Genomic DNA, 16,796 nt, shown 5'->3' with positions numbered 1-16,796 from the left:
CGCTTCAAGAAGGGTTGAACCCTACTTTTGTTTGCCTGTAAAGCGCCATTGAAAGCGAAGTTTGTCATAAAATGGAAATTCGATAAATAGAACCCCTAGGCCTACACAAAGACTAGCAAGAACATCTGACGGATAATGAACCCCTAGATAGACTCTGGATACTAGTACACTCAATAGGTAGAATCCTAGTAAGATTTGGACGATTCTTTTCCAAAGTTGATCTTTAATCCTTTGGCTGAAAATCACAATCAAAGTTCCAACCATAATCGTTACTGCCAGAGAATGTCCGCTTGGAAACGAAAAACCTTTTTCTTCTACCAAGTGTAGAATTTCTGGCCGTGGTCTTTGGTAGATATTCTTAAAAGTTACGATTAAGATTCCAGCTAAAGTCAGATTCCCCAACATGAGATAACTTTCCAGTTTCCATTGCTTACGATAAAAAATAAAAGCTACAATGAGAACCCAAGTGATAATGACTGGGATATCAATTAAATGTGTGATTGTTCTGAAAAGGAAGGTCAGGGAAGCAGGTAAATCACCTCGAATAGCAGTCTGGATTGGTTGATCAAAGCCAATCAGCATATCAGGGTAAAACTTAACCATATAACCCAAAATTACAAAAAGCAAAAGGGCAAAAGAGCCCTTTGTTAAATATGTTTGTTTATCTTTCATAACGTTTTAAAGTTACCTTTAGGAAGACATAAATCAACCAAAATGCTAGTGCAAAGATAATACCCTCAATTAAGTTAAAAGGTAAAACCATTGTCAACAAATAGTTACTTAGTCCTAGTATTTTCTCAATATCAAAATTAGCAAATTTAGCATATAATGGGACAGCATAAACATAGTTAAGAACTAGCATAGCCAAGGTCAAACCAATCGTACCAGCAAGAGAAGCTAGAGCAAAACGAATTGGCGTCCGATCTTTTTTCCAAATCAAACCAAATGCAAGAACAAAAACTCCTAAAGCTACAATATTCATCGGCAAACCGATATAGGTGCTGACTCCTTGATTGTTTAAAATTAACTTAAGCAAGGAACGGAGTAAAATTATCACAAAAGCTGCAGGTAAATCGAGTACTATTAACCCTACCAAAACCGGTAAGATGCTGAACTCAATCCTCAAAAAGGACGCCGCAGGCAAGAGTGGAAAGTCAAAGTACATCAACACAAATGAAAGTGCTGATAAAATTGCAATGGTCGAAAGTCGACGTGTGTTTGTCATAACAGGTTCCTCCAATTTTCTATAAAATCAGAAGAAGTTGGAAAGTTTCTCTCTATCTACTCTCTTAACTACCTCAAAAAATAACCTAAGCTTACAAAGAAACTGGTTTTATTTCTATTATAATGAAGCAGAATAGACAAAGCCATCCTTTCGTCTTCTCCCATCCAGACTATACTGTCGGTTGTGGAATCTCACCACATCAGCTTGCGCTCGCGGACTTCTTTTAGAGTATGGAAATGGAGATTTTTTCTTTTAGACGAGGCGACAAGCTGTAGGCATAACTTTTGGTTAGGCAAAGCTTGGCAACAAAGTATAAAAGGAAAAGAACATTTCCTAGTAAAAGTCACCGCCGGTCGGGAATTTCACCCAGCCCTGAAGACCCCTTAATGATAACAAAAAACGCTTGCAAGTGCAAGCATTAAGTATTCGTTTTCATGATTATTTCAACTTGTCAGTCTCATAGATATGAACCAAGTCCAAGCCAGCAAAATTCTGTTGACGTAGAGCTTCGTATACGATCATACAAACAGTATTCGAAACATTGAGACTGCGGACATGTTCATCATTCATAGGTATTCGAAGTGCCTTTTCTGGATGTTCTCGCATAAATTCCTCAGGCAAGCCTTTATCTTCTCTTCCAAAAAGGAAATAGTGGTTCCCTTCCATTGTAAAATCGGCATCTGAATAGACCTTTTCTGCAAATTTGGAAATCAAGTAAAGTTGGCCATTCATTTTTCCCATAAATTCATCTAAACTGTCGTAGAAATAAATATCAAGTTTGTCCCAATAATCTAGCCCAGCTCGCTTCATTTTACGATCGTCAATAGGAAAGCCCATCGGTTTGATAATATGAAGGGGCGCATTCGTCGCTGCACAGGTACGTGCAATATTTCCCGTATTTTGTGGAATTTGTGGTTCAAACAGTACAATATGATTAGCCATGCCATACTTCCTCTCACTAGTGCAAAAAAATAGCCACACTGCCCGGAGTCAAGCTCAGCAAACAGCGTGGTTAAGGCATCGTTAACTTACCTCACAACAGGTTTGAAGTAAATCAGCGAAACTACTTTTTTAGTATAACACTTTCAGCCTGATTGTCAATAGAAATGACTTGATTTTTTCATTTTTTTTGCAAACATATTTACAAAAGTTCTACAAGCTCCACTGAGCCACTTTTATCATGGATTTAGCTTGTGTTAAAAATTTAGTCAATATGTACTCTTCCCTAATAGAATATTGATTTAACTTTGGATGTTAATCCGATTCCTCATAAGAGGAAAGTAATCGTTTGTTTAGTGCAATTTTTACAAAAAAAAGGTATGATAGAGACATATTGAAAAAGTAGGTTAACTAACTATGAAGATTATTCTTGTCGGAGGGGGAAAAGTAGGTTCTGCCCTCTGTCGTTCACTCGTTGCTGACAACCATGATGTTGTCTTAATTGAACAGAACGAAACTGTTCTAAAATACTTGACCAGCCGTTTTGACATTATGGGAATCTCAGGTAACGGAGCTGACTTTGCTATGTTAGAGGCAGCCAATGTCCAAGATTGTGATATTTTCATCGCCATGACTCAATACGACGAGGTCAACATGGTTTCGGCTGTTCTCGCTAAAAAAATGGGAGCCAAAGAAACCATCGTTCGTGTTCGTAATCCTGAATATTCCAACCCTTACTTTAAAGAAAAAAATATCCTTGGATTTTCACTCATTGTAAACCCTGAACTCCTAGCAGCTCGTGCTATTGCCAATATCATAGACTTCCCCAATGCTCTTTCTGTTGAACGTTTTGTAGGTGGATTGGTCAGTTTGATGGAATTCAAGGTTCGAAATGATAGTAAAATTTGTCAGATGTCTATTGCTGATTTTCGTAAAAAATTTGGTAATGTTATTGTCTGTGCTATCGAACGCGACCACAAACTCATGATTCCTAGTGGAGATATGATTTTAGAAGATAAAGATCGTATCTTTGTGACAGGAAATCGTGTCGATATGATGCTCTTCCACAACTATATCAAATCTCGAGTCGTTAAGAGTTTACTCATCATAGGAGCCGGGAAAATCGCTTACTATCTTTTAGGTATTTTAAAAGACAGTCGTATCGATACCAAGGTTATTGAGGTCAATCCTGAAAGAGCTGCCTTTTTCAGTGAAAAATTCCCTAAACTCTACGTCGTACAAGGAGATGGAACAACTAAGGATACTCTTTTAGAAGAAAGTGCCCAAAACTACGATGCCGTTGCAACTCTTACAGGTGTTGATGAAGAGAATATTATTACCTCTATGTTCTTGGATAACATAGGTGTTCAGAAAAATATCACCAAAGTAAACCGCACTAGCTTATTAGAAATTATCCACGCAACAGATTTCTCGAGTATTATCACACCAAAAACAATCGCTGTTGATACAATCATGCACTTTATCCATGGTCGTGTAAATGCGCAATATTCTGACCTTCAAGCTATGCACCATCTAGCGAATGGCCAGGTAGAAACTCTTCAATTCCTAATCAAGGAAGCCAACAAAATGACTGGCAAGCCTTTATATCAATTGAAGCTCAAAAAAGATGTCTTGATTGCTGCTATTATCCGCAATGGAAAAACGATCTTCCCAACAGGAGAAGATACACTCCAAGTCGGTGACAAGCTAGTGGTTATCACTTTGCTTTCAAATATCACCAAGATTTATGATTTGTTAGAGAGGTAAGCTATGAATAGAAGTATGGTACGCTTTCTTCTTGCAAAGCTACTCTTGATTGAAGCTGTTCTACTCTTGGTACCAGCTAGTGTCGCTTTTTACTATCAAGAATCCAATCAAGTATTTACAGCTCTTTTCTCTACCATTGGAATCCTTGTTGTTCTAGGTCTTCTCGGAATCATCAAAAAGCCTAAAAAACAACGTATCTACGCAAAAGAAGGAATACTAATTGTAGCCCTCTGTTGGATCCTCTGGTCTTTCTTTGGCTCCCTTCCCTTTGTCTTTTCAGGTCAAATCCCCAATTTTATCGATGCCTTCTTCGAAACTAGTTCCGGCTTCACTACTACGGGAGCAACTATCTTAAATGACGTTTCTGTACTAAGTCGTTCACTTCTATTTTGGCGGAGCTTTACCCACCTCATAGGAGGTATGGGGGTGCTAGTTTTTGCCCTAGCTATTATGGACAATGCAAAAAACAGCCACTTAGAGGTTATGAAAGCTGAGGTCCCAGGACCAGTATTTGGTAAGGTTGTGTCTAAACTAAAAAATACAGCCCAAATCCTCTACATCCTCTACTTAGCTATGTTCGCCCTCTTTGTAGTTATTTATTACATTGCAGGGATGCCACTCTACGATAGCTTTGTTATCGCAATGGGAACAGCTGGAACTGGGGGATTCACTGTTTATAACGATGGTATTGCCCACTATCATAGTTCTCTCATCACTTATTTGACAAGTATTGGGGTTTTGATGTTCGGTGTCAATTTCAACCTCTACTACTATCTCATGCTTCGTCGATTTAAAGAATTCTTTTTCGATGAGGAACTTCGAGCTTATCTCTTGATCGTTGCTATATCTACCGGCTTAATCACACTCAACACACTGCACCTTTATAGTGGCGTTTCACAAAGTTTTGAGATGGCCTTCTTCCAAGTTTCTAATATCATTACCACTACTGGTTTCGGTTATGGAGACATCACGAACTGGCCTTTGTTTTCTCAATACATCTTACTGATGTTAATGGCAATTGGTGGTTCTGCTGGTTCCACTGCCGGTGGTCTAAAGGTCATCCGTGGAGTTATCCTCGCTAAAATTGCAAAAAACCAATTCTTGTCTACTATATCCCCTCACCGTGTCTTAACTCTTCATGTTAATAAAACGGTCATCGACAAGGATACCCAACACAAAATTCTGAAGTATTTTGTAGTTTACATCATGATTCTACTCAGTCTGATCTTCATCGTCAGTTTAGATACTAACAATTTAATGGTTGTTACGAGTGCTGTTTTCAGTTGTTTTAACAATATCGGTCCAATTTTAGGAACGACTTCAAGTTTCTCAATTTTTAGTCCATTTTCAAAACTCCTCCTATCCTTTGCAATGATTGCAGGACGTCTTGAAATTTATCCTATCATATTACTCTTTATGAAACGAACCTGGTCTAAACGTTAGAATTTTATGATAAAATAGCACATCCTTCAAAAATCGAGGGATGTGTTTTTTGCTGGGTCAGATTAAAAAAAGACAGTTGAGAGTCAAAAACGAACACTTGGGAAAAAGTTGATTTTTTGTGAATCCATTTCGTTATAATTTTTAAAAAACGTAGGGGTTTATTTATGGAAAAAATTAGAAAATCAATCCAGTTTCTCTTATTGGGATCCGTAGCATATCTTGGACTCTGTAGCTGTGTATTTTGGTCTGGTATTTCTCTAACTCTCAAACAATCATACTTTTACTTTTTATTCCTTCTACTGATATTATCTAGTATCTGTACATTTATCCACTATCTTTCAGTTCATAATCATGTGAGTAGTCATTTTCGCAATCCTAGCCGCTCTTTCTTTTTATTGTATAGTAGTATGGTTATCATTAACCTTACCGGAGTAAGTCTTATCTTATTTGAAAACATAAGCACTGACACTCTACTACAAAAGGAAATCGTTGACTTGTTACTCATCTCTTTCTTTTTCCTTTTCGGACTTGATATTGCTACCTTTCTGCCGTTAAACAAATGGAGAAAATTACCAACTCATAAAAAGACAGGCAGGCTAACAACCCTTATCTTTCTTAGTTTATTTTTTCTGCACAATCCTTTAACAATACTTTCTGTCGGCTTTTATATCCTCTTGGGAGCTAGCCTTCTCAATTTTTTATTTCCTAAAACCTTAAGACAAGATTTATCCTTCTATAGTCATTTAATTCGAAACATCTTACTTGTTTTATCTACACTTCTGTTCTGGTAATTAATAGAATTCCTATCCAAAGTGTGCTATAATGAGATAAATTTTTTAGGAGATATATGAATGAATTTTTTTAAAGATTATCGTAAACGATTGATTTGGCTAGGAATCTTTCTTGTCGCTATGTGCCTATCGCAAGTTCCTATCGTAACTTTAATGTTACTTCAAAAAACTCAACTTGGATCTATCTGGTCATCTCTAATAGTGGGGCTTGTATCTACTGCTATTGTTACACTCTTTTTATATGGTGCTCACAAAAGTAAGTTATTAAACCTAAAATCGAAACTCTTTACTATTAATGACGCCCCTCGAATCGCTCTTAGTTATGTAGCCGTTGTCGCTGGAAATATGATTGGTGCGATTTGGTTGCAACTTCTGAAGCAAACAACTACTTCGAATCAAGAGGTTATCAATAGCATCATGTCAGAAAGCTCTCTAATTTCCAGCATTTTCGTGGTTGCAATAGTGGCACCTATTTGTGAGGAAGTTATCTGTCGAGGTATCATTCCTACTAAACTCTTCGAAGGATACGAGAAAATTGGATATATTTTCGGTTGGTTTCTCTTCACTATAGCCCATATACCAAATAATCTTCCTTCTTTCTTGATCTATGGCTGGATGTCTGCTGTCCTAACTTGGACTGCTTATCGCACCAAACGTCTAGAGATGTCTATCTTACTGCACCTAGTGAATAATGGAGTCATCATTCTATTGCTTATCCTCCTTACATTCCTTATCAAGGTTGTTGGTATAGATGCTTTTCAATAAATAGAAGTTCCACTACTAATAAAAAGACTAGAAATCTATTTAATTTCTAGTCTTTTTTGTCTATTTAAGAACGAAACACGAATTAGGTGCGAGAAGTTACAATACGGAGATAGTGACAGTAAGCTAATCCACTCCTAAATGTTACGACGAAAAAATCCACGAATCGATACCATTCGTGGACTTTTCCTAGTGAAGCGTTTAGGTAAACCGCCATAGTGGTTGCCGTTTATTAGATTACGACACTGAGTTTTATAAATCGATTTCATTTGTAAAACTCAGTTAGTGGGGCAGTTAGCCCACTTTTTTACCCATCACGACGTAAAGTTTTACGAATCGATAATATTCGTAAAACTTTACTAGTGGAGCGCCTAGCCAAGTTCCATAGAAACTTGGCGTTAGTTACTTAGATTGTCACACAATCAAGTAACTTTGGCGATCTACATCTTTTCCTCTAACTCCACATCTGGATACTTGTCCGCAAACCAGCGGAGGGCGAAGTCGTTTTCAAAGAGGAAGACAGGCTGGTCAAAACGGTCTTTGGCTAAGATGTTTCGACTTGAAGACATACGCTCATCTAAGTCTTCTGGTTTGATCCAACGAACGGTCTTTTTACCCATTGGGCTCATGACCACTTCGGCATTGTACTCATTTTCCATGCGGTGTTTAAAGACTTCGAACTGGAGTTGTCCAACAGCACCTAGCATGTATTCACCTGTTTGGTAGTTGGTATAAAGCTGGATAGCTCCTTCTTGCACCAATTGCTCAATCCCCTTGTGGAAGGATTTTTGCTTCATGACATTCTTAGCAGATACCTTCATAAAGATTTCAGGGGTAAAGGTTGGTAGTGGTTCAAACTCAAACTTGTTTTTGCCAACAGTAAGCGTATCTCCAACCTGGTAGGTCCCTGTATCATAAACCCCGATGATATCTCCAGCTACGGCATTGGTGACATTTTCACGACTTTCCGCCATAAATTGAGTGACATTAGAAAGTTTAGCCCCCTTACCAGTACGAGGTAGATTGACATTCATACCACGCTCAAATTCACCCGATACAATACGAACAAATGCGATACGGTCACGGTGTCGAGGGTCCATGTTGGCTTGAATTTTAAAGACAAAACCTGAGAAATCCTTATCGTAAGGGTCGACAAGTTCACCATCTGTTTTCTTGTGTCCATGAGGTTCTGGAGCAAACTTGAGGAAGGTTTCAAGGAAGGTCTGCACCCCAAAGTTAGTGAGGGCTGAGCCAAAGAAGACTGGTGTCAAGTCTCCAGCAAGAATGGCTTCCTCTGAGAATTCATTCCCTGCTTCATTCAGGAGTTCGATATCTTCTTTTACTTGTTCGTAGAAGGGGTTGCTAGCAAAGAGCTTATCGCCATCTTCTAGACTGGCAAAGCGTTCGTCCCCTTTATAAAGTTCCAAACGTTGGTTATAAAGGTCATAAAGTCCTTCAAAGGCTTTCCCCATCCCGATCGGCCAGTTCATCGGGTAACTCGCAATTCCCAAGACTTCTTCCAATTCTTGCAAGAGATCTAGTGGTTCACGACCGTCACGGTCCAGCTTGTTCATAAAGGTAAAGACTGGAATCCCGCGGTGTTTTACAACCTCAAACAATTTCTTAGTTTGGGCCTCGATACCCTTGGCAGAGTCCACGACCATGACCGCAGCATCCACCGCCATCAAGGTCCGATAGGTATCTTCTGAGAAGTCCTCGTGCCCTGGTGTGTCAAGGATATTCACGCGCTTGCCATCGTAGTCAAACTGCATAACAGATGAAGTGACCGAAATCCCACGTTGTTTCTCGATATCCATCCAGTCTGACTTAGCAAAGTTTCCTGTTTTCTTCCCTTTTACAGTACCTGCCTCACGAATCTCTCCCCCAAAGTAGAGCAATTGCTCTGTAATAGTCGTTTTACCCGCGTCCGGGTGAGAGATGATGGCAAAGGTACGGCGTTTCTTAATTTCTTCTTGAATGTTCATAAGTTCTCTATCTTTCTAATTTTTTAATTATTTTAATTATTTTAATTCCTAATCACTCTTTATTACATTGGATTCTAAAATTCCTTTCAACACTCCATTATATCGGATTTTATAGAGTTTTTCAATCGCTTATAAAAGAAAAAGCAGGCCAAAATGGTAGACCCGCTCATAAGATTCTTTTATTGACTATTTATATTTATCACCCTTAATATCTCTTTACAAATTAATTGTTTCTAGAGCAATTTTCTTTTGCCAGCGTTTCTTAAACAAAATATCAAAGAGTACTAAAGCTGAAGAAAGAATGATTGAAACTAAAAGATACTTTATCCATATAGGAGCATCTGGAATAAAAGGCGTAGTATTCAAAAGCCCATAGTTTCCACCTGTCACTTGATTGATTCCAACTAGAAATATATTAAGAATAAAAGTGTAGGCAATAATACGATACTTTTTAAGCAGGGTTTTATCATAGTGATTCATGAGATAAACCAAGGAATTAACCAAAAGTGCATAATGACCAATCAAGAAAGAAAAGCTGGTAATATGCGGAAAGTCATAGGGGTCGAAAACAGGGTATCCCAAGGCAAACACTGCTCCACTAGCTCCCATAAGGGCAAAATACTGCTTGGTTTTCCATCTGTCTGGTAAGAAAACAACCGCAAACATGGCCAAACGACAATGGTAAAGAGGTAGGCTGTTCGAAAATGGAATGCTAAAACCTATATACCAAGTGTAAAGAGCTAGCAGTTGCGCAATTTGAATCCACTTAAACAATCGAACAAATTTGGGATTTTTGTAGTAAGTAAGGGACCCATATATAGATAGTGCAAGAAGGCCTATCATGACTCCATACCAAAAAATGGGAATAGGAGGTGGTGTGGTTTGGGTTCTTGTAATAAAATGATGCATAAAATCTCCTTAAGGTAACGAATTCAGTTGTACATTAACTATTCTTATATTTATATTTAACGAGTTGATTGATAAGGATGAGAATACCTGTCATCAAACTAGTTACTATCAAATAATTAACCAAAGCGCCATGATCCCCAATCACAGGGGGCTTACTCATAAAGCCATAATTTCCTCCTGTCAAAAGATTGGCTAGAAAGATAATGGCATTGACTCCAAGAGTCGTCCGGCATATTTTCCAAGTATCCCCTTTTTCAACTTTATAATATCTAACAAGATAAATCAAGCAGTTAGCCAAGAGGGCCCAGTGCCCGAAAACATTATTCACAGACGAAACATGAGGGAAAGGAAAAGGATAAAAGACTGGATAAACTAAGGCCATGATTGAACCAAAAACTCCCACTAAGGCAAAATATTGCTTGAAAAAGGTCTTATTAGGGGCAAAAAGAATCATCCACATAGCCATGCGACTATGGTAAAAAGGGAGAGCCTCAGATAGGGGCAGACGTGCAGCAATATACCAAGCGTTGATAATCAGTAACTGAATCAATTGTCCCCAATACCAAAAGTTTCTGTAACCTTTAGATGATGCGAAACGAATCGATAAAACAGCTATGATTACCAAAGAAGTCGGTAATAAAAAGTACCATGTCCCCAAATGAGGAGGGACTGTCTTTTTACTGGTAAAAAATAACTCCCAAAGCGTCATGTGTCATCCTTAACGTCTTCTAGTTGGGTTAATGATACATTCTTTTTACCAACTAAAAACGACTGTTGTTCTTTCTTCTAATTTCAACCATTATATCGAATTAAAAAGTATTTTTCAATTTCTATTTCTTTTCAGTTTGACTTGCCTTATTTATAGGAAAATATGGTAAAATAGAACAGATAAAGAATCATCATTTCACGAAAGGATAAAAGATGAAAATTACGCAAGAAGAGGTGACTCACGTTGCCAATCTTTCAAAATTAAAATTCTCAGAAGAAGAAACTGCTTCATTTGCGACAACACTCTCAAAAATTGTTGATATGGTCGAATTGTTAAGTGAAGTTGACACAACTAGTGTCGCACCTACTACAACGATGGCTGACCGTAAAACTGTTCTCCGACCTGATGTGGCCGAAGAAGGAACAGACCGTGACCGCTTATTTAAAAATGTACCTGAAAAAGAAAACTACTATATCAAGGTACCAGCTATCCTAGACGACGGAGGAGATGCCTAATGACTTTTAATCATAAAACCATTGAAGAGTTGCACAACCTCCTTGTTTCTAAGGAAATTTCAGCAACAGAACTAACACAAGCAACTCTTGAAGATATCAAATCACGCGAAGAGGCTATCAATGCCTTCGTTACGATTGCTGAGGACCAAGCTCTTGCTCAAGCTAAGGCTATTGATGAAGCTGGAATTGACGCCGATAATGTCCTTTCAGGAATTCCACTGGCAGTTAAGGATAATATCTCTACTGACGGTATCCTCACAACCGCTGCCTCTAAAATGCTCTACAACTACGAGCCTATCTTTGATGCAACAGCTGTTGCCAATGCAAAATCTAAGGGCATGATTGTCGTCGGAAAAACCAACATGGACGAGTTTGCCATGGGTGGATCAGGTGAGACTTCTTACTATGGACCAACCAAGAATGCTTGGAACCACAGCAAGGTTCCTGGTGGATCATCAAGTGGTTCAGCTGCAGCTGTAGCTTCTGGACAAGTCCGTTTATCACTTGGTTCTGATACTGGTGGTTCTATCCGCCAACCTGCTGCCTTCAACGGGATTGTTGGTCTCAAACCAACTTACGGAACAGTTTCACGTTTCGGTCTTATTGCCTTTGGTAGCTCATTAGACCAGATTGGACCTTTCGCACCAACCGTTAAAGAAAATGCGCTCTTACTCAATGCTATTACTAGCGAAGATGCAAAAGACTCTACTTCTGCTCCAGTCCGCATTGCTGACTTTACTTCAAAAATCGGTCAAGACATCAAGGGCATGAAAATTGCTTTGCCTAAGGAATACCTTGGTGAAGGGATTGACCCAGAAGTTAAGGAAACTATCCTCAACGCCGCTAAGCACTTTGAAAAACTTGGTGCAGTTGTAGAAGAAGTCAGCCTTCCACACTCTAAATACGGGGTTGCAGTTTACTACATCATCGCTTCATCTGAAGCTTCTTCAAACTTACAACGTTTTGACGGTATCCGTTACGGCTACCGCGCAGAGGATGCAACGAATCTTGATGAAATCTATGTAAACAGCCGTAGCCAAGGCTTCGGCGAAGAAGTAAAACGCCGTATCATGCTTGGTACTTTCAGTCTTTCATCAGGTTACTATGATGCCTACTACAAGAAGGCTGGACAAGTCCGTACCCTCATCATCCAAGATTTCGAAAAAGTCTTTGCTGATTATGACTTGATTTTGGGACCAACTGCTCCTAGCGTTGCCTACGACTTGGATTCACTCAACCATGATCCAGTTGCTATGTACTTGGCTGACCTTTTGACTATCCCTGTCAACTTGGCTGGTCTGCCAGGAATTTCTATTCCTGCTGGATTTGTTCAAGGTCTACCAGTAGGACTCCAATTGATTGGTCCTAAATATTCAGAAAAGACTATTTACCAAGCTGCTGCTGCTTTTGAAGCAACAACAGACTACCACAAACAACAACCCGTGATTTTTGGAGGTGATAACTAATGAACTTTGAAACAGTCATTGGACTTGAAGTCCACGTAGAGCTCAACACCAATTCAAAAATCTTCTCACCTACTTCTGCCCACTTTGGAAATGACCAAAACGCCAATACTAACGTAATTGACTGGTCTTTCCCAGGAGTACTACCTGTTCTCAATAAAGGTGTTGTGGATGCTGGTATCAAGGCAGCTCTTGCCCTCAACATGGACATACACCAGAAGATGCACTTTGACCGCAAGAACTACTTCTATCCTGACAATCCTAAAGCCTACCAAATTTCTCAGTTTGATGAGCCAATTGGTTATAACGGATGGATTGAAGTTGAGCTAGAAGACGGTACGACTAAGAAAATCGGTATTGAACGTGCTCACTTGGAAGAAGACGCTGGTAAAAATACCCACGGTACAGATGGCTACTCTTATGTTGACCTCAACCGTCAAGGAGTGCCGTTGATTGAGATCGTATCTGAAGCCGACATGCGTTCACCAGAAGAAGCCTACGCTTATCTAACAGCTCTTAAGGAAGTTATTCAGTACGCTGGTATTTCTGACGTTAAGATGGAGGAAGGGTCTATGCGTGTGGATGCCAATATCTCTCTTCGTCCTTATGGTCAAGAGAAATTCGGTACCAAGACTGAGTTGAAAAACCTCAACTCCTTCTCAAACGTGCGTAAGGGTCTTGAATACGAAGTGCAACGTCAGGCTGAAATCCTTCGCTCAGGTGGTCAAATTCGCCAAGAAACACGTCGTTACGACGAAGCTAATAAAGCAACTATCCTCATGCGTGTTAAGGAAGGTGCTGCAGACTACCGCTACTTCCCAGAACCAGATCTACCACTCTTTGAAATCTCAGATGAGTGGATTGAGGAAATGCGCACTGAGTTGCCAGAATTTCCAAAAGAACGCCGTGCTCGCTACGTATCTGACCTTGGTCTATCAGACTACGATGCTAGCCAGTTGACTGCCAACAAAGTCACTTCTGACTTCTTTGAAAAAGCTGTCGCTCTTGGTGGTGATGCTAAACAAGTCTCTAACTGGCTACAAGGTGAAGTCGCTCAATTCTTGAACGCGGAAGGCAAGACACTAGAACAAATCCAATTGACACCAGAAAACTTGGTAGAAATGATTGCTATCATCGAAGACGGTACTATCTCATCTAAGATTGCCAAGAAAGTTTTTGTCCACCTAGCTAAAAACGGCGGTGGAGCTCGTGAATACGTGGAAAAAGCTGGTTTAGTTCAAATCTCAGATCCTGATGTTTTGATTCCAATTATTCATCAAGTCTTTGCGGATAATGAAGCTGCTGTTGCCGACTTCAAGTCAGGAAAACGAAACGCTGACAAGGCCTTCACAGGATTCCTCATGAAAGCAACCAAAGGCCAAGCCAACCCACAAGTAGCTCTTAAACTACTTGCCCAAGAATTGGCTAAGTTGAAAGAGAACGAGTAAATATACTTTCGTTAATAGCCTTTTCTACTAAAAATAGAATAAGGAGAATGAATGAACAAATTTTTACGAGTACTATTTATCTTAGTTATTGTCGCCATGTTGGGTGCTTCCATTCTACAAATCTTTCTCCCATCATATATGGGAGAGCATTCTGGTTACGGTATTTCTGCAGGATGGCAAAGAGAAATTGGAATTTGGAATCTAGCCGTTTTAATTATTATTCTTGCTGTTAATATTAAATACGATTGGTTTTACCTGAGAATTGCCCTTCTTGCCCTCATCATTGGTGGTATAGGAATAGGAACAAATCATTTGTTAAATTTTATTGAATATCATTCTCCTGTTAATGCGATTGGTGCTATCGAGAATTATTTACTCGTATGTGGTTGGATTATAGGATGGTTTATTGAAAATAAAACTATAAAACTCAAAAACTCTTTATAGACATATAATTTACCAAAAACTATTTTTGTACTCACATAGTTAGGAGACATATGAAAAAGTTATATACTCTTATCGCTACCTTCTTGCTTCTTATCTTTGTGACACCTCTTCAATCAATAGATGCGGGTGTCGGACATTCTCGAAGTGGTAGCTCTAGCCGCAGCAGCTCTCGAAGTAGTAGCAGTAGCCGAAGTCGTTCTAGTAGTAGTTCTTCTTCACGAAGCAGTTATCATTCTAACAATAGATACTCAAGTTCAGGAGGTTCTCTAGGGACCGGAATGAACATTCTTATCATGTTTGGTGTTGGGGCTTTCCTACTCTTCATGCTCATCAAATATTTGAGTGACCAAAATTCGTCATCTGGTAAATCATACGGAAACTCAACTGGATACAATGTTGAACCAATACTTCACCGTCGAGTTGAAAATAACACCTTGGCTATTAATCGTGTACACCATGGTGATCCAAACTTTGATGCGGATGCTTTCACTTCATGGGTTAGAGAAGTTTACATCCAATTACAGGCAGCCTGGACTAAAAAAGATTGGAATTTGGTGCGCTCACTTGAAAGTGCTAGCCTCTATTCTCAACACAGTGCTCAACTGGAAGACTATATCCAATCTCAAACAACGAATGTTTTGGAACGTGTTTACGTTGAAAATGTTCGAATCAAAGATTTCTACGAAAATCCAGATGGAAATGATACTTTAGTGGTTATCCTTTCATCTACTTTGAGAGACTATGTCATCGAAGATAAGACTCGTAAGGTTATCGAAGGAGATCCTCAACAAGATCTATTTACAGTTTATCAAATGAACTTCATCCGCAAACATGGTAGCCAAACTGAAAACAATGTTCAAGATGAAGCTGTTAGCGACCACTGTCCAAACTGTGGTGCTCCACTTAAAATCTCAGCTATTAGTCAATGTGATTATTGCGGAGCTGAACTCACACGTAGTCCAAATCAATGGGTTCTTGATACCTATGAAGTTGTGGATGAAGACGAACTTTATAATTAGGAGGAAATTATGGGATTTATTCGTGCTGCCCTTTCAGCTGGGCTAAATAGTTTTAATGATAGCAAATTCAAGGAAGCCGTTGTACTTCCAGACCACGTCTCTTCAGACGTCATGGCCATCAAGGGACAATTGCTTACAAAAGATCCTGACGGTGGTTCAAGACAAAGCAACCAAAATACTGGTCTTTTAACAGACGGTTCTGTTGTTATTGTCCCTCAAGGATATGTTGCTGTTCTTGTCAATAACGGTACCTTCCTAGGGGATGTACTTGAAGCCGGAAGCCATGAATGGCGTGCAGGTGATAACGCTTGGCTCCTTGAAAAAGGTGGAATCAAGGGTACTTGGGAAAACTTCAAAAACCGCTTCTCTTTTGGTGGACAAGTTATTACTCGACAAGAAATCATCTTTATCCGTATGCAACCAATTGCAGGGAATAAATTTGGTACCCAAAATGCTGTAGAGTATTTCAGTGAACGTTACCAACAATTGCTCAACATTCGTTTCTACGGCTTGTTTGATATTAAGGTTGCGGATCCAGTTCTTTTCTATGTTAGCTCTATTAGTCAACAAATTGAAGATCATAAACCATTTACAATCCAAGATATTGCTCAAGGAACACTTCGACAAAATATCTCTCCAAAAATCGCAATTGCTATCGCTAAGTATACCAATGAAAACGGAGTTGATATCTATAGCCTAAATGCTAACCAAGATACTTTTAATGAAGTAGCTAAACAAGAAGTTAACAAGGTTTGGACAGGACTTTATGGTATCGAAGCAACCAATATCTTGCTTGAAGATCTCAGTTACGACCAAGAAAGTCTAGAAATTGTTCGTAAACTTGATAGCGAACTCGTTGCTATGAAATACAATACCATCGAAATTGAAGAACGTCGTGCTCGTAACGAAGCCCTTATTGCTGCAGCTAACAATGAAGGTAATGGCAATGGTATGAATATGTTTATGGGAATGAATCTCGGTCAAACTCTCGGTGGCCAACTCACCCAACAAGCTCAACCTGTTAGCCCAAATCAAACCGTTCCCCCAGTACAACCCGCTGATCCAAACCAAGCTTTTACTACGGTACAAACTGCAAATCCAGAGCAAGTTGCTAGCCCAGTAGAAACTGTTATCCCTGAACAACCCGCTAACTCAGTAGAAACTACTAATCCAGAAGTAACAACTCCTGTTCAAGAATCTACAACTCAAGAAGTAACAACTCCTGCAGAAGAAACTACTAGTCAAGAAAAACCAACTAATAAAAACTTCTACATCGAAGTCGATGGCAAGTACGTATTGGTAACCAAAGACGAAGAAGGAAACATCGTTCCTGTCAACTAATCTCACTTCCCTGATATTTGAGAAATCTTACGACTT

15 protein-coding genes and 1 riboswitch are annotated in these 16,796 nt (G+C 39.2%); of the genes, 9 read left to right on the top strand and 6 right to left on the bottom strand.

Annotation, left to right across the window (positions count from 1 at the left end; genetic code table 11):
* Nucleotides 1-21: 21 nt before the first annotated feature.
* The 3 genes from QM810_RS07235 to QM810_RS07225 form a co-directional block, all read right to left on the bottom strand.
* Complete coding sequence (locus QM810_RS07235; protein WP_414254367.1) at nt 22-672, bottom strand: phosphatase PAP2 family protein; 651 nt, start codon at nt 670-672, stop codon at nt 22-24.
* On the bottom strand, nt 662-1,225 hold the full coding sequence (locus QM810_RS07230) for an ECF transporter S component (RefSeq protein WP_006155418.1): 564 nt from the start codon (nt 1,223-1,225) through the stop codon (nt 662-664). The genes QM810_RS07235 and QM810_RS07230 overlap by 11 nt, the downstream gene beginning before the upstream one ends.
* A gap of 148 nt (nt 1,226-1,373) precedes the next feature.
* Nucleotides 1,374-1,609: riboswitch (FMN riboswitch) on the bottom strand.
* A gap of 54 nt (nt 1,610-1,663) precedes the next feature.
* Nucleotides 1,664-2,167: a tRNA (cytidine(34)-2'-O)-methyltransferase gene (locus QM810_RS07225; RefSeq protein ID WP_414254366.1), complete on the bottom strand. Its 504-nt coding sequence runs from the start codon at nt 2,165-2,167 to the stop codon at nt 1,664-1,666.
* Nucleotides 2,168-2,581: 414 nt separating this feature from the next.
* Between QM810_RS07225 and trkA the strand changes: the two genes are divergently transcribed.
* From trkA to QM810_RS07210, 3 genes are all read left to right on the top strand, one after another.
* Nucleotides 2,582-3,931 (top strand): Trk system potassium transporter TrkA, encoded by a 1,350-nt coding sequence (gene trkA, locus QM810_RS07220; RefSeq protein ID WP_414254365.1) that lies wholly within the window; start codon nt 2,582-2,584, stop codon nt 3,929-3,931.
* A 3-nt stretch (nt 3,932-3,934) separates the two neighbouring features.
* Entirely contained in the window at nt 3,935-5,374 is a 1,440-nt protein-coding gene (locus QM810_RS07215; protein ID WP_414254364.1) for a TrkH family potassium uptake protein, read from the top strand.
* A gap of 851 nt (nt 5,375-6,225) precedes the next feature.
* The gene (locus QM810_RS07210) at nt 6,226-6,930 is read left to right on the top strand and encodes a lysostaphin resistance A-like protein (protein ID WP_414254363.1); all 705 of its coding nucleotides are present in this window, start codon (nt 6,226-6,228) and stop codon (nt 6,928-6,930) included.
* Between the two features lie 437 nt (nt 6,931-7,367).
* Here the strand turns inward: QM810_RS07210 and QM810_RS07205 are convergent, their stop codons facing one another.
* From QM810_RS07205 to QM810_RS07195, 3 genes are all read right to left on the bottom strand, one after another.
* Complete coding sequence (locus QM810_RS07205) at nt 7,368-8,912, bottom strand: peptide chain release factor 3 (protein WP_414254362.1); 1,545 nt, start codon at nt 8,910-8,912, stop codon at nt 7,368-7,370.
* 216 nt (nt 8,913-9,128) lie between these two features.
* Complete coding sequence (locus QM810_RS07200) at nt 9,129-9,821, bottom strand: TIGR02206 family membrane protein (RefSeq protein WP_414254361.1); 693 nt, start codon at nt 9,819-9,821, stop codon at nt 9,129-9,131.
* A gap of 34 nt (nt 9,822-9,855) precedes the next feature.
* Complete coding sequence (locus tag QM810_RS07195; protein ID WP_414254360.1) at nt 9,856-10,530, bottom strand: TIGR02206 family membrane protein; 675 nt, start codon at nt 10,528-10,530, stop codon at nt 9,856-9,858.
* Between the two features lie 212 nt (nt 10,531-10,742).
* Here QM810_RS07195 and gatC point away from each other — a divergent pair, with 212 nt between their 5' ends.
* From gatC to QM810_RS07165, 6 genes are read left to right on the top strand one after another with little or no spacing between them, the layout of a single operon-like run.
* Complete coding sequence (gene gatC, locus QM810_RS07190; RefSeq protein WP_414254359.1) at nt 10,743-11,045, top strand: Asp-tRNA(Asn)/Glu-tRNA(Gln) amidotransferase subunit GatC; 303 nt, start codon at nt 10,743-10,745, stop codon at nt 11,043-11,045.
* Nucleotides 11,045-12,511, top strand: coding sequence for an Asp-tRNA(Asn)/Glu-tRNA(Gln) amidotransferase subunit GatA (gatA, locus tag QM810_RS07185; protein WP_414254358.1), 1,467 nt, complete (start codon nt 11,045-11,047; stop codon nt 12,509-12,511). The genes gatC and gatA overlap by 1 nt, the downstream gene beginning before the upstream one ends.
* Nucleotides 12,511-13,956, top strand: coding sequence for an Asp-tRNA(Asn)/Glu-tRNA(Gln) amidotransferase subunit GatB (gene gatB, locus QM810_RS07180; RefSeq protein ID WP_414254357.1), 1,446 nt, complete (start codon nt 12,511-12,513; stop codon nt 13,954-13,956). Before gatA ends, gatB begins: the two co-directional genes overlap by 1 nt.
* 51 nt (nt 13,957-14,007) lie before the next feature.
* The gene (locus QM810_RS07175; RefSeq protein ID WP_045614438.1) at nt 14,008-14,400 is read left to right on the top strand and encodes a hypothetical protein; all 393 of its coding nucleotides are present in this window, start codon (nt 14,008-14,010) and stop codon (nt 14,398-14,400) included.
* A 50-nt stretch (nt 14,401-14,450) separates the two neighbouring features.
* Complete coding sequence (locus QM810_RS07170) at nt 14,451-15,419, top strand: zinc-ribbon domain-containing transport protein (protein WP_045614439.1); 969 nt, start codon at nt 14,451-14,453, stop codon at nt 15,417-15,419.
* A 9-nt stretch (nt 15,420-15,428) separates the two neighbouring features.
* Nucleotides 15,429-16,760, top strand: a complete 1,332-nt coding sequence (locus tag QM810_RS07165) for an SPFH domain-containing protein (RefSeq protein WP_414254356.1) — start codon at nt 15,429-15,431, stop codon at nt 16,758-16,760.
* The last annotated feature ends 36 nt before the right edge of the window (nt 16,761-16,796 follow it).

Origin of the sequence: Streptococcus infantis (assembly GCF_047464155.1) — a bacterium.
GTDB lineage: Bacteria > Bacillota > Bacilli > Lactobacillales > Streptococcaceae > Streptococcus > Streptococcus infantis_U.
Note: the sequence above shows the minus strand (reverse complement) of the source record. Positions and strands in the feature narration are given on the sequence as shown.